This window comes from Dictyoglomus thermophilum H-6-12 (genome assembly GCF_000020965.1).
Lineage (GTDB): Bacteria > Dictyoglomota > Dictyoglomia > Dictyoglomales > Dictyoglomaceae > Dictyoglomus > Dictyoglomus thermophilum.
In genome coordinates this window covers 1,187,610-1,207,430 of record NC_011297.1, presented here as the reverse complement: position 1 = coordinate 1,207,430, position 19,821 = coordinate 1,187,610, and the positions used below count along the sequence as shown (strand labels likewise).

At 34.9% G+C, this 19,821-nt stretch carries 23 protein-coding genes and 1 other RNA gene; 17 read left to right on the top strand and 7 right to left on the bottom strand.

Annotation, left to right across the window (positions count from 1 at the left end; all coding sequences use genetic code 11):
• Window positions 1-11 precede the first annotated feature (11 nt).
• From rplA to rplL, 3 genes are all read left to right on the top strand, one after another.
• A complete protein-coding gene (gene rplA / locus DICTH_RS06065; protein WP_012546908.1) occupies window positions 12-740 on the top strand; it encodes a 50S ribosomal protein L1 in 729 nt (242 codons plus the stop codon).
• A 174-nt stretch (window positions 741-914) separates the two neighbouring features.
• The gene (gene rplJ, locus DICTH_RS06060; protein ID WP_012548075.1) at window positions 915-1,451 is read left to right on the top strand and encodes a 50S ribosomal protein L10; all 537 of its coding nucleotides are present in this window, start codon (window positions 915-917) and stop codon (window positions 1,449-1,451) included.
• Between the two features lie 16 nt (window positions 1,452-1,467).
• Window positions 1,468-1,845, top strand: a complete 378-nt coding sequence (rplL, locus tag DICTH_RS06055; RefSeq protein ID WP_012548674.1) for a 50S ribosomal protein L7/L12 — start codon at window positions 1,468-1,470, stop codon at window positions 1,843-1,845.
• Between the two features lie 23 nt (window positions 1,846-1,868).
• Here rplL and DICTH_RS06050 read toward each other — a convergent pair whose 3' ends face one another.
• From DICTH_RS06050 to ilvE, 7 genes are read right to left on the bottom strand one after another with little or no spacing between them, the layout of a single operon-like run.
• Entirely contained in the window at window positions 1,869-3,092 is a 1,224-nt protein-coding gene (locus DICTH_RS06050) for an aspartate kinase (RefSeq protein WP_012547385.1), read from the bottom strand.
• 16 nt (window positions 3,093-3,108) lie between these two features.
• Window positions 3,109-4,113: an aspartate-semialdehyde dehydrogenase gene (locus DICTH_RS06045; RefSeq protein WP_012548174.1), complete on the bottom strand. Its 1,005-nt coding sequence runs from the start codon at window positions 4,111-4,113 to the stop codon at window positions 3,109-3,111.
• A 16-nt stretch (window positions 4,114-4,129) separates the two neighbouring features.
• A complete protein-coding gene (gene thrB, locus DICTH_RS06040; RefSeq protein ID WP_012547547.1) occupies window positions 4,130-5,023 on the bottom strand; it encodes a homoserine kinase in 894 nt (297 codons plus the stop codon).
• Window positions 5,020-6,060, bottom strand: coding sequence for a threonine synthase (gene thrC / locus DICTH_RS06035; protein ID WP_012548373.1), 1,041 nt, complete (start codon window positions 6,058-6,060; stop codon window positions 5,020-5,022). Before thrC ends, thrB begins: the two co-directional genes overlap by 4 nt.
• A 2-nt stretch (window positions 6,061-6,062) precedes the next feature.
• Window positions 6,063-7,337 carry a homoserine dehydrogenase gene (locus DICTH_RS06030; RefSeq protein ID WP_012547902.1) on the bottom strand — a complete coding sequence of 425 codons (1,275 nt, stop codon included), beginning with the start codon at window positions 7,335-7,337 and terminating at the stop codon, window positions 6,063-6,065.
• Window positions 7,334-8,611, bottom strand: coding sequence for a diaminopimelate decarboxylase (gene lysA, locus DICTH_RS06025; RefSeq protein WP_012547198.1), 1,278 nt, complete (start codon window positions 8,609-8,611; stop codon window positions 7,334-7,336). The genes DICTH_RS06030 and lysA overlap by 4 nt, the downstream gene beginning before the upstream one ends.
• Window positions 8,601-9,488, bottom strand: coding sequence for a branched-chain-amino-acid transaminase (gene ilvE, locus DICTH_RS06020; protein ID WP_012548287.1), 888 nt, complete (start codon window positions 9,486-9,488; stop codon window positions 8,601-8,603). Before ilvE ends, lysA begins: the two co-directional genes overlap by 11 nt.
• A 162-nt stretch (window positions 9,489-9,650) precedes the next feature.
• Here ilvE and rpsF point away from each other — a divergent pair, with 162 nt between their 5' ends.
• The 14 genes from rpsF to ssrA all read left to right on the top strand — a co-directional run bounded on the left by rpsF (window position 9,651) and on the right by ssrA (window position 19,791).
• Window positions 9,651-9,944, top strand: coding sequence for a 30S ribosomal protein S6 (rpsF, locus tag DICTH_RS06015; protein ID WP_012548432.1), 294 nt, complete (start codon window positions 9,651-9,653; stop codon window positions 9,942-9,944).
• A gap of 3 nt (window positions 9,945-9,947) precedes the next feature.
• A complete protein-coding gene (locus DICTH_RS06010; protein ID WP_012547487.1) occupies window positions 9,948-10,388 on the top strand; it encodes a single-stranded DNA-binding protein in 441 nt (146 codons plus the stop codon).
• Window positions 10,381-10,635, top strand: coding sequence for a 30S ribosomal protein S18 (gene rpsR / locus DICTH_RS06005; RefSeq protein ID WP_012548629.1), 255 nt, complete (start codon window positions 10,381-10,383; stop codon window positions 10,633-10,635). Before DICTH_RS06010 ends, rpsR begins: the two co-directional genes overlap by 8 nt.
• Window positions 10,636-10,721: 86 nt before the next feature.
• A complete protein-coding gene (locus DICTH_RS06000) occupies window positions 10,722-11,654 on the top strand; it encodes a DUF2232 domain-containing protein (RefSeq protein ID WP_012547065.1) in 933 nt (310 codons plus the stop codon).
• A gap of 4 nt (window positions 11,655-11,658) precedes the next feature.
• Entirely contained in the window at window positions 11,659-12,114 is a 456-nt protein-coding gene (rplI, locus tag DICTH_RS05995) for a 50S ribosomal protein L9 (RefSeq protein WP_012547905.1), read from the top strand.
• Window positions 12,115-12,116: 2 nt separating this feature from the next.
• Window positions 12,117-13,478 (top strand): replicative DNA helicase, encoded by a 1,362-nt coding sequence (dnaB, locus tag DICTH_RS05990; RefSeq protein ID WP_012547282.1) that lies wholly within the window; start codon window positions 12,117-12,119, stop codon window positions 13,476-13,478.
• 89 nt (window positions 13,479-13,567) lie between these two features.
• Entirely contained in the window at window positions 13,568-14,050 is a 483-nt protein-coding gene (locus DICTH_RS05985) for a roadblock/LC7 domain-containing protein (RefSeq protein ID WP_012548117.1), read from the top strand.
• Window positions 14,051-14,081: 31 nt separating this feature from the next.
• Entirely contained in the window at window positions 14,082-14,669 is a 588-nt protein-coding gene (locus DICTH_RS05980; RefSeq protein ID WP_012548460.1) for a GTP-binding protein, read from the top strand.
• A complete protein-coding gene (gene argB, locus DICTH_RS05975) occupies window positions 14,662-15,441 on the top strand; it encodes an acetylglutamate kinase (protein ID WP_012547270.1) in 780 nt (259 codons plus the stop codon). The genes DICTH_RS05980 and argB overlap by 8 nt, the downstream gene beginning before the upstream one ends.
• 18 nt (window positions 15,442-15,459) lie before the next feature.
• Window positions 15,460-16,848 (top strand): GumC family protein, encoded by a 1,389-nt coding sequence (locus tag DICTH_RS05970; protein ID WP_012548345.1) that lies wholly within the window; start codon window positions 15,460-15,462, stop codon window positions 16,846-16,848.
• A gap of 1 nt (window position 16,849) precedes the next feature.
• Window positions 16,850-17,962, top strand: coding sequence for a DegT/DnrJ/EryC1/StrS family aminotransferase (locus tag DICTH_RS05965; protein ID WP_012547500.1), 1,113 nt, complete (start codon window positions 16,850-16,852; stop codon window positions 17,960-17,962).
• A gap of 2 nt (window positions 17,963-17,964) precedes the next feature.
• A complete protein-coding gene (galE, locus tag DICTH_RS05960; protein ID WP_012547062.1) occupies window positions 17,965-18,954 on the top strand; it encodes a UDP-glucose 4-epimerase GalE in 990 nt (329 codons plus the stop codon).
• 24 nt (window positions 18,955-18,978) lie between these two features.
• Window positions 18,979-19,440, top strand: coding sequence for an SsrA-binding protein SmpB (gene smpB, locus DICTH_RS05955; protein ID WP_012547662.1), 462 nt, complete (start codon window positions 18,979-18,981; stop codon window positions 19,438-19,440).
• A gap of 1 nt (window position 19,441) precedes the next feature.
• Window positions 19,442-19,791, top strand: a transfer-messenger RNA (tmRNA) gene (gene ssrA, locus DICTH_RS09840).
• Window positions 19,792-19,821 lie beyond the last annotated feature (30 nt).

The following is a 19,821-nucleotide window of genomic DNA, read 5'->3' as shown; positions in this document are numbered from 1 at the left end:
GGAATTTGGGCATGGCAAAGAGAGGAAAAAGATATCAACAATTGCTTTCATTAATTGAGAAAGGAAAACTGTATTCTCCAAAAGAGGCTGTAAGTTTAGTTAAAAAGCTTGCAACTGCAAAATTTGATGAGACAATAAATTTAGCAGTTAGGCTTGGGGTAGATCCAAGACATGCTGATCAACAAGTAAGAGGTACGGTGGTTTTACCTTATGGTACGGGTAAAGAAAAGAAAGTTTTAGTGTTTGCCGAGGGTGAAAAAGCTCAGGAAGCAAGGGAAGCTGGAGCGGATTATGTGGGTGGAGAGGATTTAGTAAAACAGATTGAAAGTGGCTGGCTCGATTTTGATGTGGCAATAGCTACTCCTGATATAATGGGAACTTTGAAGATACCCTCTCGTTTAGGTAAGATTTTAGGTCCAAGGGGACTAATGCCTAATCCTAAGACAGGTACGGTTACTAATGATATTGCTAAAGCTGTTAAGGAATATAAGGCTGGAAGAGTAGAGTTTAGAACAGATCGATACGGAATAGTACATGTTCCAATAGGAAAAGCATCCTTTTCAGAAGAGGCATTATATAAAAACTTGATGACTGTCTTAGGTACACTTTTAAGATTAAAGCCTGCTGCAGCTAAAGGGCAATATTTCAAGAGTATTTATATATCTCCGAGTATGGGACCAAGCGTGCCAATAGATACTAAGAATATTGCAGATCTTATAAAACAAGAGGAGGCTGCATAAGGCAGAAGGAAAAGTAAAAAGTTAATATAAATAGGGCCGAAGACCGTAGGTTCTTAAATTTCCTACGTAGGCCTTACTGGTTTTCGAAAATTAAATAAAAGCAATTACTTAAGGGAAAGCCAGGAGGCTTTCCCTTATTTTTGAATAATAGGGATAAGGAAGGAGGTGAAAAGATTGCCAAAGCCAGAAAAGGTACAGAAGGTTGAAGAACTGTATCAAAAAATGTTAAATGCTAATGCCTTGATTTTTACAGAATTTAAGGGATTATCTGTGGCTGATTTGACCCAGTTAAGAGGCAAGATAAGACCTTTAAATGCAGAATATCGAGTAGTAAAGAATACTTTAGCTCTTCTTGCAATCCGTAAAATTTATCCTGATAAGGATTTGGAGAAATTTTTTGTGGGGCCTACTGCTATAACCTACTGTTATGGTGATCCTTTTGGAGTTTTAAAGGCTCTTGTAGATTATGCTAAAGAGCATGAATTGTTAAAATTTAAAGGTGGAATAATAGAAGGAGAAGTATACTCTGCTGATGAGGTTAAGGAATTAGCAAAACTGCCACCAAAAGAAGTTTTACTGTCTCAAGTTGTTGGTGCTATATCTGCACCTTTGTCATCTCTTGTTTGGAGTTTAAAATGGCCTGTTAATAAATTGGTCTGGACTTTAGATGCTATTGCTAAAGAAAAAGAAAAAATTTCAATAAATCAATAAAAGGAGGTAATGTGAAATGAATAAAGAGGAAATTATTCAAGCTATAAAAGAGATGAAAGTAACTGAACTAGTTGAGTTAGTAAAAGCTCTCGAGGAAGAGTTTGGAGTTAGTGCGGCAATGCCTGTTGCAGCAGTGGGATCTCCTGTTGCTGGCGCAGCGGCAGCAGCTCCAGTTGAAGAGAAAACTACTTTTGATGTAATTTTGAAGGATGCAGGAGCAAATAAGATAAAGGTACTTAAAGTTGTAAGGGAAATAACAGGACTTGGCTTAAAAGAGGCAAAAGATCTTGTAGACTCTACTCCAAAACCCATTAAGGAAGGAGTATCTAAACAAGAGGCAGAAGAGATTAAGGCTAAATTAGAAGCAGAGGGAGCAGTAGTAGAAATTAAGTAAAAAAATTTAAAAGGGGGAGGGGATTATTCCTCTCCCCCAAGATTAAACCCTTCATGTAATGCCTTCACTGCTTTTTCTACTAGATCTCTCTTTATTATACATGTGATTTTAATCTCAGATGTTGTTATCATCTCTATATTTATGCCTTCTGAAGCTAAAATACCAAACATTTTTGCAGCAATTCCTGGAGTACTTTGAATTCCCCATCCAACGATAGACACTTTTCCTACGTTGTTATCATATATTACTTCTTTAGCTCCAATTTCCTTAGCAGTTTTTTCAACTATTTTTAGGGCTTCATTTAATTCCTTTTCTGATACAGTGAAGGAGAGATCAGTTATTCCATCTTTGCTTACGTTTTGTACAATGTCATCCACATTTATTGATTTTTCTCCAAGAGGCGCAAATATCTTGTGAGCTATACCAGGTTTATCAGGTACACCTACCACTGTTATCTTAGCTATACTTTTATTATGGGCTATTCCCTTTACTTTTTGTTTGGATTCCACTTCTTTTACCTCCCCTATTAGAGTCCCAGAATTTTCATTAAAACTTGATCTTACTACTACTGGTACATGGTGTGTGGCTGCAAGGTCTACAGAGCGGAGCTGCATCACTTGTGCACCTTGACCTGCCATTTCAAGCATCTCCTCATAAGAGATAAAATCAAGTTTTTTAGCATTTGGTACAACCCTTGGATCAGCTGTAAAAATACCATCTACGTCAGTATATATTTCACAAATATCTGCTTTTAGTACGGCTGCAAGAGCTACAGCAGTAGCATCAGAACCTCCTCTTCCAAGGGTTGTTACATCTCCTTTTTCAGGTTCGTATCCTTGAAAGCCTGCTACGATGACAACATTTCCTTTTTCCAATTCTTCTAATATCCTTTTAGGTTCTATTTTCTTTATGTTTGCCTTTGTGAAAATAGCATCAGTCATGATTCCTGCCTGTTTTCCAGACAGTGCTATAGCAGGAATTCCTAAGCTTTGCAAAGCCATTGCAGTAAGTGCTGCAGATATTCTTTCGCCAGAAGATAATAGGAAGTCCATCTCTCTGGGGTTGGGATTAGGATTTATTGCTTCTGCCATTTCTATAAGATCATCAGTAGTGTCGCCCATAGCAGATACTACTACAACTAATTTATGCCCTTCTTTGTAATACTTTGCTATTCTCTGAGCTACGTTTTTGATTCTGTCTATAGATCCCACAGAGGTTCCGCCATATTTCTGTACTATTAAGCCCACTTTTTGATCTTCCTCCTTATTTGTTATTTATCATATATTCAAGAATTTGTACTGCATTCAAAGCGGCACCTTTCCTAATGTTGTCCGATACAACCCACATATTTAGGGCTTTAGGTTCAAATAAGTCTTTACGGATTCTTCCCACAAAAACCTCGTCTTTTCCGTCGCAAAATAGAGGCATTGGATAAACTCTATTTGATGGATCATCTAACACTTTTACTCCAGGTGCGTTGGATAATACCTCAAAGACCTCCTTTAATGTAAACTCCTCTTCAAATTCGGCATTAATGACTTCTGAGTGTCCTCTTAATACGGGGACTCTTACACACGTTGGAGAGACCTTTATAGTTGGATCATGTAATATTTTATGGGTTTCTCTTACCATTTTCATTTCTTCTCTTGTATAGTTTTCATCTTCAAAACTATCAATGTGAGGAATTAGATTAAAAGCAATGGGGTATGGAAAAACTTTAGGAGAATAATCTTCTTTTTTGAGGAAAGAAGAAGTTGCTGTTAAGAGTTCGTCTATAGCATCTTTTCCTTTTCCGGATACCGATTGGTAAGTGGCTACAAATATCTTTTTGAGCCTCCATTTTTTATGTAAAGGGTTTAAAGCTACAAGCATTTGAATGGTTGAACAATTAGGATTTGCAATTATATTTTTGTGGTTCTTTAGATCTTCTGGATTTATCTCTGGTATTACAAGAGGCACATCAGGATTCATTCTAAATGCGTTGCTATTATCTATAATTATTGTTCCTCTTTTTGCAATCTCAGGTGCAAGCTCGAGACTAATTTCTTCTCCAATGGAAAACAGTGCAAAATCTGCTTTTGAAATTCCATCTACAGTAGCTTTTTCAACCTTTATTTTTTCATCTCCAAACTCTACATAGGTTCCTTCTGATTTTGCAGAAGCAAAAGCGTATATTTCTGAAACAGGAATTTTTCTTTCATAAAGTATTTTTAACATTTCTTGACCTACAAGACCTGTTGCTCCTACTACAGCTATCTTATATCCCATTCAATTACCTCCCTATTTACAGACTTTCTATTTCAATACCTTTGTTATTAAGTTTTAAGATCCTAAAGGTTCCTTCAATTTCATTTCTTAAATTATTTTCTAGATTTTTCAAAATTTCAAGAGCTTTTTGGTAAGATAAAGTTATGGTTAGCAACGATGGTCCAGCACCACTTAATACTACTTTCTTCTTAAACTTACCATTTAGTAACTCACTAATTAAGGTATACTCTTTTATCAAGTTAAATCTATAAGGTTGATGAATTTTGTCTTCCATTCCCATATCTATTAAATCTTCGTCTCCTTTAACTAAACCTGTGATTAAGAAACTAAGTTTCTGTAGGTTAAATATCACGTCTTCTTTGGGATAGTTTAGAGGTAGGATTTTTCTTGCAGATTCTGTGGCTATAGTATAAGTTGGAATATATATAACTCCATAGATATCACATTTTATAGGTAATCTAGTAAATGAAAGTTCATTTTCGTTTTTTAAGCATGTTACAACGCCTCCCTCTAAACAAGCTGATAGGTTATCAATATGATTCTCGAAGTTTAGGGCAATTTTTATTTTTTCAATTTTGTCAACTTTTTTTGTTGAAATTATTTCTGCTGTAGATATTCCTCCTAAAATTGCAGCAGCACTACTTCCAAGTCCCTTTCCTATGGGAATTTCAGAGTCTAATTCTATTTTGTAGAATTTATTTGGAATATTGAGATACTCTAAGGTATAGTTTAAAGCTTGAATAAATAAGTCGTTCTTTTTTATCTCTTGCTTGTTTTTGTTAATGACTACTTTTTCATTAGAGTTTAAATCCACATATATCTTTAGAAAAAGATCCCAGCAAATACCAAGGGTATCAAAACCAGGTCCTAAATTAGCAGATGTAGCTGGAACTTTAATAAGATATTTCATTTTTCTATTATTTTTTGAAATTCTTCTATTTTAGGTTCAATGGAGATATCGATTTTGGCTTGTTTTATAGCTATGTCTGGATCCTTTAAACCGTGCCCTGTGAGAACACATACCACTTCTTCTCCTGGAAATCTATTTTCTTTTAAAAGTTTCTTTACTCCTGCCCATGAGGCTGCCGAGGCTGGTTCTACAAATACGCCTTCTTTTGAGGCTAACTCTTTTTGGGCTTCTAATATTTCTTCGTCAGAAACTGTATCGATTAAACCTGAAGATTCTCTAACTGCATTTATAGCCTTGTCCCAACTTGCAGGATTTCCTATTTTTATCGCAGTGGCTATAGTTTGAGGATTGGGGATAGGATGACCTTTCACTAGAGGTGCAGCGCCTTCTGCTTGAAATCCAAGCATTTTAGGTAATTCCTTTATTTTTCCTATTTTATAATATTCCTTAAACCCCATCCAATAAGCTGAAATGTTTCCAGCATTTCCTACAGGAATAGCTAAGTTTTCAGGATTTCTTTTTAGAACATCGCAGATTTCAAAAGCTGCTGTTTTTTGCCCTTCCAACCTATAGGGATTTATAGAGTTTACCAAGGTAATAGGAAACTTTTGAGAAATCTCTCTTACCAATTTAAGAGCATCGTCGAAGTTACCTTTGACGCTGATTATCTTTGCTCCGTACATTATGGCCTGGGCAAGCTTGCCTAAGGCAATTGCTTTTTCTGGTAGTACTACAAAGGCTTTTAGGTTTGTAAGAGCAGCATAAGCGGCTGCAGAGGCAGCAGTATTTCCTGTCGAGGCGCATATGACCATCTCACTTTTTTCTTCTAAGGCTTTAGCGATTGCTACAACCATACCCCTGTCTTTAAAAGACCCTGTAGGATTCATACCCTCATATTTAAGCCATACATCTATTCCATATTTCTTTGATAGATTGTTAGCGTATATTAATGGTGTATCTCCTTCGTGTAGGGTTATCATAGGTGTATTTTCGGTTATAGGAAGAAGCTCTTTATATCTTATTAATACGCCACTCATTTTTACCCCTCAATTCTTATAAGACTTCCCCATTCTTCAAGAATAGGTAATAATTTTATCTCTTTTATTGCTTTTATCATATTCTTTTCGTACGTTTTATGGGTTAGAATTACTAATTCTGCCTTTCCTTCTTTTTCCGATGTTTCTTTCTGGACTACCGATGAAATACTTATATTATTTTCTCCTAATATTTTTGCTATTTGGGCAAGTACCCCCGGCTGATCTTTTACCCATAGTCGCATATAATATCTTGTATATATTTCATCGCTTTTTTTAATCTTTGATGGATATAGATAAGCAAAGGAATAATATCTAGGAACAGAATATAATATGGTATGGCTTGCTTCTAATATATCAGAGAGAAGTGCCATTGCAGTAGGATAAGGTCCTGCACCTTCTCCATAAAGAAGTACATCTCCTCTTTTTTCTGCTTTTAGTAATATGGCATTGTATACTCCATTTACAGAAGAAAGGGGAGAGGATAAGGATATCATAGTAGGATGAACTCTGACCTCTATTTCCCCATTATAAAACTTACTTATTGCAAGAAGTTTTATTTTATATCCCAGCTCTTTTGCATATTGAATATCTCTTAAAGAGATTTTTTCAATTCCTTCTGTGTAAATATCATTTGGCTTTATAGTAGTGTGATGAGCAAAAGAAGAAAGTATTGCTAATTTGAACCTTGTATCAAGTCCTAGTATGTCTTTTGAAGGATCAGGTTCGGCATATCCTAATTTTTGAGCCTCTTTTAATACTTCCTCAAAGTCTCTGTGCTCTTCTTCCATCTTTGTTAATATATAGTTGGTAGTTCCATTTACAATCGCCCATATTTCCTTGACTTTATCTACGGCCATAGCTTCTTTAATGGTTTTTATCAAAGGTATACCTCCTCCTACACTTGCTTCAAAGGCTATATCAACGCCTTTTTTCCTTGCTATCTTATAAAGTTCATCTCCATGGAGGGCAATAACCTCCTTATTAGCAGTAACTATAAATTTTTGTTCTTCTAAAGCTTTTTTTATATAAGTATGAGCAGGTTCTTCTCCTCCCATTACTTCAACTACAAGAGATATTTCTTTATCATAAATTATCTCATCAGGATTATTAGTTAGAAAGTCTCTTGGTATATCTCTTTTTTTATTCAAGTCCCTAACAAGTACTTTTTTAATCTCTAAAGGTTCACCAAGAATATTTAATATGTTTTCTTTCTCCGCATAAATAGTATTCCAAAGGGCTTGGCCTACTTGTCCTCCTCCTAAGATTCCAATCTTCATAGTTGTCCCCTCAAAAGATCTTCATAATTCTCTCTTTTTACTATAAGTTTTTCTTTTCCATTTTCTACCAAAACAACAGCAGGTCTTAGGGTAGCATTATACCATGTATACATAGAAAAATTATAAGCCCCAGTGGTAAAAGTTATCAAATAGTCTCCAGGATTAGGCCATGGTCCCTTAAAGTCTTTTATTAATATATCTCCTGATTCACAATGTTTTCCAGCTATAGAAAATATTGTTTCTTTTTCGTTTTTAGTGATGACTAAGGCGGAATATTTTGCTCCGTATAGTGATGGTCTTATGTTATCTGACATTCCCCCATCTACTGAGACATATTTTCTTATGTTAGGTAATTCTTTTCTACTTTCAATTCTATAAAGAGTTATTCCTGCTCTACCTACAAGAGACCTTCCTGGTTCGCAAATCAGGGTAAAATTGTGTCCAATAGTTTCTTTAAATTTATTGGATACTTCTCGAGCAAGGTCTTCTATATTTGGCGGATTGTCTTCTTCAGTATAGGCTACTCCTAAGCCACCTCCTATACTCATTTCTTCCACAGCTATATTTTGACTTTTTAGTTCGTTATAAACCTCACTCAATACCTCAGAAAGCTTTACATAAGCAGAGATATCAAATATTTGAGAGCCTATGTGAGAGTGAATTCCTTTAAAAATTATGTTCTTCTCCTTTTTAATCTTTTGTATAAGTATGAGGGCTTGATCTATAGGTAGCCCAAATTTAGTGTCGGTTTGCCCTGTACGTATGGATCTATGAGTATTGACCTCTATGTTGGGAATAATTCTTACTAGGACATTTATTTTTGCATCCTTTTTAGATAACAAATATTTTATCTTTTCGTACTCATCAAAGTTATCTATAATCAATGCGCCTATGTTTTGATCTATGGCATATTCGATTTCTCTTAGAGTTTTTGCATTCCCGTGGAAATATATATTCTCAGGTGATACTCCCGCAGAGAGAGCTATATATAGCTCTCCTCCTGTAGAGACTAGGGCTCCTAAACCATGATTTTTGAATATTCTAATTACTTCTAAAATTGGTAAGGCTTTTATTGCAAAAAGTACTTTATAATTGTTTTTATAATATTTCTTCCAGGAGTCCATATACGTATTAGCTTGGAATGAGAGAGTTGATTTATCTAAGATATAAAGGGGAGTATTGTGCTTTTCTCCTAAATATGGAATACTTACTCCCCCTATTTTGTAGTCTTGATCGTCTTTGCAAAAGGTTATAGGATAAACTTTACTTTCCATATACAGGGCTCCCTGCTACACCCGAGTTTGCATAATCATGGAAAACCCTTCTTATTTTTTGAGTAATCTCTCCAGGTTTCCCATTTCCAATAATTCTCTCATCAATTTTTATAACAGAAATTATTTCTACAGCGGTACCAGTTAAGAAAACCTCATCAGCATTATATAGATCATATCTTGTAAAGAACCCTTCTACTACTTCGAGTCCAAGTTCTTTTTGGGCAAGTTCCATTACTGTAGCTCTTGTTATACCTGGAAGAGCTCCTAAAGTTACTGAGGGAGTAAACAATATACCTTTTTTTACAAAAAAGATATTATCAACAGTTGCTTCTGTTACGTATCCCTGATGGTTTAACATTATTCCCTCTGCAGCTCCAGCAATTCTTGCCTCTATCCGAGCAAGAATGTTACTCATATAATTTAATGATTTTATCCTTGGATCTAAGACATCAGTAGGAGCTCTCCTTGTAGCAACAGTAACAGCATTTAGACCTGTTTGATAGAATTCTTCAGGGAAGACTTTTATCTTATCTGCAATAATTATCACAGTACCCTCTTTACACTCCCAAGGATCAATTCCAAGTCCGTATTGTCCTCTTGTGACAATGAGCCTGATATAGGAATCTTTTAAGTTATTTACTCTTACCGTTTCTATTACCGCCTCTTCCATCTCTTTAAAGGATAAAGGTATGTTAAGCCATATTGCTTTTGCAGAAGCATAAAGTCTTTCTAGATGTTCTTTTAGTTTAAATACACTGCCATTATAAGACCTTATACCTTCGAACACTCCATCTCCATAAAGCAACCCACGATCAAAAACAGAAATTTTTGCATTTTCTGTTGGAACAAATTCTCCATTAATATAAACTAACCCCATTTTGCCTTTCCCTCCTTTTTTTAAGGTAAAATTATACATTTATAATGAAAATTTTTCAATTGAAATCTCTTGGCATTTTGTTAAAATAATAGTATAATTTTTGAGCTAATCCTGCTCCATACATAAAGGTATGGGGCCGAAAAAGTCCAAAGGAGGTAGGAGATGCGTAAGTACGAGATTATGTGTTTAATGAGTCCTGAATTATCGGAGGAAGAGTTTAAAACTCTGTATGAAAGCATTCACCAAGATATTCAAAGTTTAGGTGGAGAAGTGCAAAATGTAGATGTGTGGGGTAAGAGAACTCTTGCTTATCCTGTGAAAAAATTTACAGAAGGTTATTATGTGGTTATGAACTTTTTATTTCCTCAGAACCAGCTTCCAGAATTTGAAAGAAGGTTGAAACTGAGAGAAAAACTTCTGCGATATATGATTACTCTTTTAGAGAAAGAAGAATGAAAAATGCTGAACAAAGTTTTACTTATTGGACATTTAGTTAGAGATCCTGAGATGAGGTACACTCCGTCAGGTGTACCTGTGACCACATTTAGAATTGCTGTTAACAGGCCAAAGAACAGCAAGGGTGAGTCTACTGCAGATTTTATTGATATTGTAGCATGGAGAAGATTGGCAGAAATATGTGGTGATTATCTTAAAAAGGGTAGGCTTGTAGCTGTCGAGGGAAGACTTAGAACAAGAACTTATCAAACTCCTGATGGTCAAAGAAGAAGAGTTGTCGAAGTAGAGGCAATAAATGTCCATTTCTTGGGAAGAAAAAGTGAAAATACTGAGAGCATCTCAATAGAAGAGCCTATTGAGGAGATTCCTGATGTAGATATAGAGAATGAGGAGGAGATATTAAACGAAATATTAGAGGAAAGCGAGGAGGAAGATAATGAGTAACGAAAAGACTTCAACAAAAGCTCCTAAGTTTACTTATTCATCCAAAAAGAAATTTTGTGTTTTCTGCAGTGAGAAAATAGACTATATTGACTATAAAAATGTAGAAAGATTAAAGAGATTTATGACAGAAAAAGGAAAAATAATCCCTCGTAGAATTAGCGGAAATTGTGCAAGGCATCAAAGACAATTAAGTACAGCAATTAAAAGGGCAAGATATATGGCCCTTCTACCTTATGTGGTTAAGTAATTTAGAAGAATTTTTTAAGAATTTTTAAGGGAGGGCATATATGCCCTCCTTGTTTTTTGTATTAATAATTATTTGGAGTGAGGTTTATGAATAAAAAACTTCAAGGATTAGTTGAGGGAAGTCTGATCACTGCTATAAATGTTGTTCTTGCGTGGCTATCTTATTGGTTTTTTCCTATAACCTATTTTATTCCTCTGCCATCTTTGATTTTGACTTATAGAAATGGTTTAAGAATATCTTTTTTATCTTTAATTATATCTATTATTATTCTTTCTCTGGTATTAAGCCCTTTTAGTGCTGTTTTTCTTATTCTACCCTCGGGGTTGCTTGGATTATATTTGGGATATGGATTATCTAAGAGATTTAATTTGAAATTGCTTCTTGCAGGGAGTTTTATTTTACTTCTTGCTCTTCAACTTTTAGGTATATATCTCTCTATGGTTCTTTTTAAAATGCCCTTTGAAAAGATTATAGGAATTGATGCTATGAGAGAGGGCTGGAAAAAGTCTTTGGAGATATTTAAAAATTATTTGGGTAATACCCAAAATGAATATATCGAGATGCAAAATAAATTTATGGAGAATTTACATCTTTTTGTGCCTTCTTTCTTAATAATGTCTGCTTTGTTTCAGGTTTTTCTCAATTATGTAATTATAGAGAAAGTATTAAAGAGATTCAGAATAGAAGCTCCATCTTTACCAAAGCTTGAAAATTTAAGAGTACCCAAAAAGTTAGTTTTCATTATTTTTATTTTATATATCTTGTTTGCTTTCATTAATATTCCTCTTAGAGATGTAATTCTTTCAAATTTGTCTCTATGCTTGCAATTTTTTATACTTATAAATGGCTATATTTTGGCTTGGATTTTGTTGAGATATTTTATAAAAAATATAGTTTTAAGAATACTTCTTTTCATAATTTTTGTCTTGAATCCTATTTTTGGGAGTATAATATTTATAACAGGTTTTATTGATATATTTTTTCCTTTAAGAGAAAAAATAATACCAAAAGAGGGGTAGTTTTATGAAGAAAATAAAAGTTCTACTTCTAAAGGATGTAAACAATCTAGGTAAAAAAGGGCAGATAATAGATGTAAGCGATGGGTATGCAAGAAATTATCTATTCCCAAAGGGATTAGCTCAGGAAGTTAATGAAGGAATGCTTGAACATTTAAGATTGCAGGAAGCTTCTCAAAGAAAGAAGGAAGAAAAATTATTAGAGAGATTTAGAAAAGAGAAAGATAATATTGAGAAAGAAACTTTTGTAATTAAGGCCAAGGTAGGAGAAAGAGGGAAACTTTTTGGATCTATAACCAGTAAAGATATTGCAGAAATAATTTCTAAAAAGCTAAAGATAGAAATAGATAAAAGGCAGATAAATCTTGAAGAACCTATAAAGTCTTTAGGAGAATATAGTGTTGAGGTGAAATTACACCCACAAGTTGTAGCTAAAGCGAAAATTTTAGTTGAGGCTGAATAATTATGAAAAATAAGGAGGATATTCTTGGAAGAGTACCCCCTCATAATGAAGAAGCGGAGCAGGCTGTACTTGGGGCGATGCTTCTTTCAAGAGATGCTATAGCTAAGGTTATCGAAATATTAAATCCTGATAGCTTTTATTATGAGCATCATGGAATAATCTTTAGAGTTATTGTAGAACTTTTCGAGAAAGGTCTTCCTGTAGATTTAGTTTCTGTGACTGAGGAACTAAGAAGTAGAAATCTTTTGGAAAGGGTAGGAGGGAATGTTTATATTGCTTCTTTGCTTGATGTGGTTCCAACTGCTGCGAATGTAGAGTACTATGCTAATATTGTGGCAGAAAAAGCACTTTTAAGAAGACTGATCTCAGCTGGTACTGAAATAGTTTCTTTAGGATATAGGGAAAATGAAAACCCAGAATTATTGGTTGATAAGGCAGAACAATTGATTTTTGATATAGCTCAGCATCATAGATTTAGGACCCTGGTTCCGCTGAGAGATGTGCTTGCAAAAAGTTTTAAAGAGATAGAAAGAATTCATCAAACAGGAAAGCCTTTTACAGGTATTCCTACAGGATTTTGGGACTTAGATAGAAAGACAGGAGGTTTTCAGCCTTCAGATTTGATTATAGTCGCGGCTCGCCCTGGAATGGGTAAAACTTCTTTTTGTTTGAATATTGCACAGCATGTGGCTTTAGAAGAGCATTTACCAGTAGCAATATTTAGTCTTGAAATGTCTAGTTTTCAGTTGGCTTTAAGACTTTTAGGTTCTGAAGCTCAGATAGACATTCATAGGCTGAGAACGGGACAAATTCGGGAGCAAGAATGGCCAAAACTTGCTAGAGCTTTTGGGAAGTTAGCAGAGGCGCCTATTTTTGTGGACGATACGCCTGACTTAAATGTTATTGAGATGAGGGCAAGAGCAAGAAGGTTGAAGGCAGAAGTAGGGCTTTCTCTTATTATTGTGGATTATCTACAGCTGATAAGACTTTTAGATAGGGATAAGAGTGAACATCAACAAATTTCTGAAATTTCTAGAGGGCTTAAGTCTTTGGCGAGAGAACTTGAGGTTCCAGTTATTGCTATATCTCAGTTATCAAGAGCTGTGGAGACCAGAGCTGAAAGGAGGCCTCAACTTTCAGATTTAAGAGGTTCAGGTGGGCTTGAACAAGATGCAGATGTGGTGATATTTATCTATAGAGAAGGATATTATAAGGCTCAAGAGGCAGAGGTGGAGTCTGATTTACCTGAAGAGGTGGAGATAATAATAGCTAAACAGAGGAATGGTCCTACTGGAACAGTTAAGTTATTATTTATGAAGAATTCTACTTCCTTTAAGTCTTTAAGTCTAAGAGACGAAGTCTAATGAAGTTTGACTATATTTTTTTAAAGATTTATAATTTTTTTCAAGTTAAGAAGTGACAAAATTTTAAATTTTTTTAAGGAGGGTTATTAATGGACGAAAGAGAACAGATTTTATCACTAGTAATTTCATTGGAGGATCAGGAAGAGATAGAGAGATATCTTGGTCAATTTCTTGCGGAATCTAAAGCTAAAGCTGCTCTTTTAATAGATAAAAGCGGTACTGTTATTGGCGGAAGAGGAACGGCTTCGCAGTTTGATTTTGTGACTATATCTGCTTTAGCTGCAGGAGCTTTTTCTGCTACTCAAGAGCTTGCAAAACTCTTGGGTGAGGAAGAATTCTCATTAATTTTCCATCAGGGGAAGAGGAATCACCTTCATATCTCTCATATAGAGAAGCAAGTCTTGTTGCTTGTGATTTTTGATGATTCTACTACTCTTGGTATGGTAAGACTCTTTGCTCAAAAAGCTTGTGAGAATCTTGCAAAGATAATAAAGAAGATTAAGGAAAAACAAAAGGATATACCTAAAGCAGAGTTTAATTTTAGCGATATAGAGGATTTCTTTAAAAAGTAAAAAATAAAAAAATATAGAAAGGTGAAGAAAAATGGCGGTTTTAAATTATGCTGCAAGGGAGATCACTTGTAAAATTGTTTATTGTGGCCCAGGTTTGAGCGGGAAAACAGTAAATTTACAACAGATTTATAAGATGGTCTCTCCTGATAGACGTGGAGAGCTTGTTTCTCTTGCTACTGAAACAGAGAGAACTTTGTTTTTTGATTTTTTGCCATTAGATCTTGGAACAGTACAGGGATTTAAGTTAAGATTTCAATTATATACTACACCAGGGCAAGCTTTATATGAGGCAAGTAGAAAATTGATCTTGAGGGGTGTTGATGGTCTTGTCTTTGTGGTGGATTCTCAAAAGTCGAGATTAGAAGAGAATGTAAGGATATTTGAGGCTCTAAAAAAAGAACTTGCTGCTGTGGGTTATGATTTTAACACTCTTCCATTCGTTTTTCAATATAATAAGAGGGATCTACCGGATATTGTGAGTGTTGAAGAGCTTAACCAAAGGTTGAATCCTGAAGGAAAGTATAAATATTTTGAAGCTGTTGCAATCGAAGGAAAAGGAGTAATGGAAACTTTGAAAGCTATATCTCAGGAGGTATTATTAAAGCTTACCCGTGGATAGAAAAGGTTTAATTCTTGTAAAAATTGGTGGTAATACTTTAAGTAAACTTTCTCTTTTTTTGTCGTTTATTAAAACCCTTTATGAATTGGGTTATGATTTTGTTTTATTGCATGGAGGGGGAAATGAGATAAATTCTTGGATGGAAAAACTAGGTTTTGAACCAAAGTTTGTAAAAGGTAGAAGAATAACTGATGAAAACACATTAAAAATAGTTGAGATGGTCCTTTCAGGAGATATACAAGGAAAAGTTATATCTGAAGTAAAAAAAGCAGGGTTAAAAGTTTTGGGATTAAATGGAAAATCCATATTTAAATGCAAGAAATTAATTATTGATAATATAGACTTAGGATATGTAGGAGAAGTTGTAGAAGTAGATGTCTTACCTATTAGAAGGCTCCTTGAGGAAAGATATGTTGTAGTTACCACGTCTTTAGGAATGGATGAGAGTGGTGTTTCTTATAATATAAATGCTGACTCTGCTGCCTTAGCTTTGGGTATTTCTCTCAAGGTAGACAGATTAATATTTTGTACCGACGTTCCTGGGGTTATTTTGAGAGAAGATGATAAGGATAAGGTGTTGAATAAGTTATCTATAGAGGAGGCTAAGAAATTAATTGAGGAAGAAAAAGTTTTTGGTGGAATGATTCCTAAACTTGAGTCCGCAATTAGAGCTATAGAAAATGGGGTAAAGACGGTACAAATATGGGGAGGAGTAGATTTTTCAAGGGCATGGAATATGGAGGAAGGAACTTTGGTGTATAAAGCTTTGTAAATAAAATAGGGGGAAGTTATGAACGAAGAAAAAATGTATGAGGATGAAATTAGCTTGGCTGAGCTTTTTTACATTATATGGAAGAGAAGGGTTTTAGTTATCATATTATTTATAATCTCTGTACTAATAGCATTGGTTTATAGTTTATTAGCCCCCAAAATTTATGAGGCTAAGACTGTGATTTTAATTCCTCAACAATCGGGAACTTCCTCTACTTTGAGTGCTCTTCTCCAAAATTTACCTATTCCAATTGGAATCACATCTTCAACTCCATCAGCAAATATGGTTGCTATTCTGAAGAGTAGATCTGCTGCTGAGTATGTTTTTAAAAAACTAAAACTTGATGACTATTTTAAAGCAAAAACCTATGAGGATGCTTTAAAACAATTGATGGACAGTATAAAAGTAACAACTAATGAGAAGGAAAACACCATTACTATAACTGCAGAGGCTAAAGATCCTAAGTTGGCTGCTGATATTGCTAATACTTATGTTGAGGCTTTGAGTACTATAAATGCTTCTCTTGGAGTATATACTGCAAAGAGAACAAAGGAGTTCTTGGAAAAACAGATAGAGAGAGTTAAAAAAGATTTAGATCAAGCAGAAAATAAACTGAAGGAATTTCAGGAGAAGAATTTAATATTTAGCATTGATGATGAGGCAAAAGCCATAGTAGATGCTCTTGCAAAACTTGAATCGGAAAAACAGATGACAGCTATAACTTTGAAAGTATCAAAAGATAATTTTGAAAATTTAAAGAAAGAACTTGTTAATCAACAAAGAATTCAACAAAAGGATTTGCTTGCTATTACCTCTCTTACTGCTACCTCTACTGTTCTTTCTGACCTAAGAAATAAATTGATTTCTCAGGAATCAGAACTTGCTCTTCTTTCTATTGATTATGGTCCAGAACATCCAAAAGTTGTTTCTATGAAGTATGCTATTGAGGAGACAAAAAAGGTGATCAGGGAGGAACTTGATAGGGTTTATAAGGCTATTAATAACTCCTCTTTATATGATCTATTCAATCTACAGATGAGTATCTTAGTAAATGAGTCTAAACTTAAGGCTCTTTCTGATGTTATTGATCAGTATCAGAGTAAACTTTCTAAATTACCGGAGCTTGGTCTTACATTATCTAAACTTCTGAGAGATGTGAAAGTTCAGGAGACTATTTATACTATGCTTCTTTCTCAATATGAGCAAGCAAAAATTGATGAAACTAAAGAAGTAGCTGTAGTTTCAGTTCTTGATCCTGCTGTGCCACCTTTAAAAAAATCAAAACCTTCCACTGTTTTGAATGTTCTTATAGCGGGAGTGAGTAGTGTATTTTTAGGGGTATTTTTAGCCTTTTTCCTTAATTTTTGGGAAAATTTTAAGAAGGAGTGGCAGAGAATAGGAGGATAAAATGAAAATTCCAGCCTTTGATTTGACTAGACAGTATAAGAAAATTTCGAATGAACTTTTGCCTCTTTTAGAACAGACATTTTCAAAAGGTCAATTTATCTTAGGGGAGAATGTTAGTTTGTTGGAAAAAGAACTGGCTAATTATTGTAATACAAAATATAGTTTGGGTGTTGCGTCGGGTACTGATGCTCTGCTTATATCTTTAGAAGCTTTAGGAATAAAAGAAGGGGATGAGGTCATAACTACTCCCTTTACTTTTTTCGCTACTTCAGAGGTAATATCCTTGTTGAAGGCGAAACCAGTTTTTGTAGATATCGATCCTGTTACTTATAACATAGATCCAGAGAAAGTTGAAGATGCTATTTCTCCTAAGACAAAAGGGATAATCCCTGTACACCTCTTTGGTCAAATGGCTGAAATGGATGATTTAACTTATCTTGCAGAAAAATATGATCTTTTTATTGTTGAAGATGCTTGCCAAGCAATAGGTGCGGAGTACAAAGGGAAAAAGGCGGGTAGTATTGGAGATACTGGTTGTTTTAGCTTTTTTCCTACAAAAAATTTAGGTGGCTATGGAGATGGTGGTCTTATTACTACTAACAACGAAGAAGTTTATGAAAAAGCCAAACTTTTGAGGGTACATGGTAGTTCTAAGAAGTATTATCATGAAATGATAGGTCATAATAGCAGATTGGATGAAATTCAAGCAGTAATATTAAGAGTAAAATTAAGGTATTTAGATTCTTGGATAGAGAGAAGGAGAGAAATTGCAAGAATATATTCTGAAAACTTGAAAGAGTTGGACATAATAGTTCCAGAAGAAAAGCCTTATTTAAAACATGTTTATCATCAGTATGTAATAAGGGTAAAAAAGAGAGACGAACTTCAAAATTATTTGGCTTCTAAGGGTATTGGAACAGCAATATACTATCCATTGCCATTACATTTGCAAAAATGCTATGAGGATTTAGGATACAAGAAGGGTGATTTTCCTGAGGCAGAAAAGGCAAGTGAAGAGGTATTAGCACTACCCATGTGGCCTGAACTTACTGATGAAGAGGTATATTATGTAATCGAATCTATAAGAGAGTTTTATAAGAAAAATGGAGGGTAGTTATGGGAGTTATACTCGTTACAGGTGGAGCAGGATATATAGGAAGTCATGTGGTAAAAGAGCTACTTAAAAAAGGTTATAAAGTTGTAGTGCTTGATAACTTACAAAAAGGTCATAAAAAAGCAGTTCTAACACCTTATTTTGAAAACGTAGACCTAAAGGAAAAAAATCTTTTGAAAGGTGTTTTTGAAAAATATGAGATTGATGCGATAATGCATTTTGCTGCACTAAGTACTGTAGGTGAGTCTATGAGAGAGCCTTTCAAGTATTACGAGAATAATATATTGGGCGGTTTAAATCTATTAGAACTAATGAAAGATCATAACATAAAATACTTTATCTTTTCTTCTACCGCTGCTGTTTATGGGGAACCTCAAGTAATTCCGATACCCGAAGATCATCCTAAGAATCCTACTAATGTCTATGGTTCTTCTAAGTTAATGTTCGAAGAAATACTTAATTGGTATGACAGAATATATGGCATTAAATACGTTTCTTTGAGATATTTCAATGCTGCAGGAGCAGATCCTGAAGGAGAGCTTGGTGAAGATCATAGACCTGAAACTCACCTAATACCTATAGTTTTGAAGACTGCGTTAGGTCAAAGGGAGTATGTGGAGATATATGGAACTGATTATCCAACTCCTGATGGTACATGTATAAGAGATTATATTCATGTAGTAGATCTGGCTGAAGCTCATATTCTTGCTTTAGAGGCGCTCTTTGATGGGATGAGCTCAGAAATTTTTAATTTGGGCAACGAGAGAGGATATTCGGTGAGGGAAGTAATCAGTATTGCTGAAAAAGTTGTAGGACAAAAGATCCCAGTTAAGGAAGGACAGAGAAGACCAGGGGATCCTGCGGTACTTATTGCGAGTTCTAATAAGATAAAAAAGAATCTTAAATGGAAACCTAAATTTAATGATTTGGAAACCATGATTTCAACTGCTTGGAATTGGATGAAAAAGCATCCTTTTGGATATTCTGAATAAAATTTGATATAATTAATATCGGAAATGGCAAAGGGAAAAAAGATTGTAGCGGTTAATAGAAAAGCAAGACATGATTATTCCATCCTAGAGACCTTTGAGGCTGGAATAGCTCTGACGGGTACCGAAGTTAAATCTCTTAGGAACGGTAAGGTGAGTTTGCAAGATAGTTATGCAGATGTTAAAAATGGTGAGGTTTGGATTTATAATTTGCATATAAGTCCTTATGAACATGGAAATATTTATAATCATGATCCTAAGAGACCGAGAAAGCTTCTTCTCAATAAAGATGAGATTGCATATCTGGTAGGGAAAGTAAAAGAAAGAGGCTTGACTTTGATACCACTTTCTATATACTTTAACGAGCGGGGTTGGGCAAAGGTAGAATTGGGTCTTGCAAAGGGTAAGAAGCTTTACGATAAAAGAAGAGATATAGCAGAAAGAGAAGAAAGACGTGAATTGGAGAGATTATATAAGTTAAAATATTAGTGGGGGCGATTGGTTTCGACAGGGAGTACAAGGATCAAAAGCTGCAAGCCGAGGTGCCGTTACCTCGTAAAACAACGGCAAAAAAGAAGTGCCAACACAAATTTAGCATTAGCTGCTTAATTTAGCAGCTACGCTCTTCTAACCCGGGCTGGCAGGGTTAGAAGGGTGTCATAATGAGCCAGCTGCCCCTTCCGACTCCCCTAAGGAAGGGAAAGATGTAGGGGATAGGTGCTTACAGAATCCTGCGGGAGGGAGTCTGTAAGTGCCGAAAAGTTAAAACTCCCGCTAAGCTTGTAGAGGCTTTTGATTCTTGCTCTCTGGACGCGGGTTCGACTCCCGCCGCCTCCACCAAAAATATTAAAATGAAGTTTATAGTGGGAA

Bases quoted from the DNA above. Each gene is read 5' to 3' on its own strand.
- rplA (WP_012546908.1), top strand. From the start codon at position 12: ATGGCAAAGAGAGGAAAAAGATATCAACAATTGCTTTCATTAATTGAG.
- rplL (WP_012548674.1), top strand. From the start codon at position 1,468: ATGAATAAAGAGGAAATTATTCAAGCTATAAAAGAGATGAAAGTAACT.
- DICTH_RS06045 (WP_012548174.1), bottom strand. From the start codon at position 4,113: ATGGGATATAAGATAGCTGTAGTAGGAGCAACAGGTCTTGTAGGTCAA.
- thrB (WP_012547547.1), bottom strand. From the start codon at position 5,023: ATGAAATATCTTATTAAAGTTCCAGCTACATCTGCTAATTTAGGACCT.
- thrC (WP_012548373.1), bottom strand. From the start codon at position 6,060: ATGAGTGGCGTATTAATAAGATATAAAGAGCTTCTTCCTATAACCGAA.
- DICTH_RS06030 (WP_012547902.1), bottom strand. From the start codon at position 7,337: ATGAAGATTGGAATCTTAGGAGGAGGACAAGTAGGCCAAGCCCTTTGG.
- lysA (WP_012547198.1), bottom strand. From the start codon at position 8,611: ATGGAAAGTAAAGTTTATCCTATAACCTTTTGCAAAGACGATCAAGAC.
- ilvE (WP_012548287.1), bottom strand. From the start codon at position 9,488: ATGGGGTTAGTTTATATTAATGGAGAATTTGTTCCAACAGAAAATGCA.
- rpsF (WP_012548432.1), top strand. From the start codon at position 9,651: ATGCGTAAGTACGAGATTATGTGTTTAATGAGTCCTGAATTATCGGAG.
- DICTH_RS06010 (WP_012547487.1), top strand. From the start codon at position 9,948: ATGCTGAACAAAGTTTTACTTATTGGACATTTAGTTAGAGATCCTGAG.
- rpsR (WP_012548629.1), top strand. From the start codon at position 10,381: ATGAGTAACGAAAAGACTTCAACAAAAGCTCCTAAGTTTACTTATTCA.
- DICTH_RS06000 (WP_012547065.1), top strand. From the start codon at position 10,722: ATGAATAAAAAACTTCAAGGATTAGTTGAGGGAAGTCTGATCACTGCT.
- rplI (WP_012547905.1), top strand. From the start codon at position 11,659: ATGAAGAAAATAAAAGTTCTACTTCTAAAGGATGTAAACAATCTAGGT.
- dnaB (WP_012547282.1), top strand. From the start codon at position 12,117: ATGAAAAATAAGGAGGATATTCTTGGAAGAGTACCCCCTCATAATGAA.
- DICTH_RS05985 (WP_012548117.1), top strand. From the start codon at position 13,568: ATGGACGAAAGAGAACAGATTTTATCACTAGTAATTTCATTGGAGGAT.
- DICTH_RS05980 (WP_012548460.1), top strand. From the start codon at position 14,082: ATGGCGGTTTTAAATTATGCTGCAAGGGAGATCACTTGTAAAATTGTT.
- DICTH_RS05970 (WP_012548345.1), top strand. From the start codon at position 15,460: ATGAACGAAGAAAAAATGTATGAGGATGAAATTAGCTTGGCTGAGCTT.
- DICTH_RS05965 (WP_012547500.1), top strand. From the start codon at position 16,850: ATGAAAATTCCAGCCTTTGATTTGACTAGACAGTATAAGAAAATTTCG.
- galE (WP_012547062.1), top strand. From the start codon at position 17,965: ATGGGAGTTATACTCGTTACAGGTGGAGCAGGATATATAGGAAGTCAT.
- smpB (WP_012547662.1), top strand. From the start codon at position 18,979: ATGGCAAAGGGAAAAAAGATTGTAGCGGTTAATAGAAAAGCAAGACAT.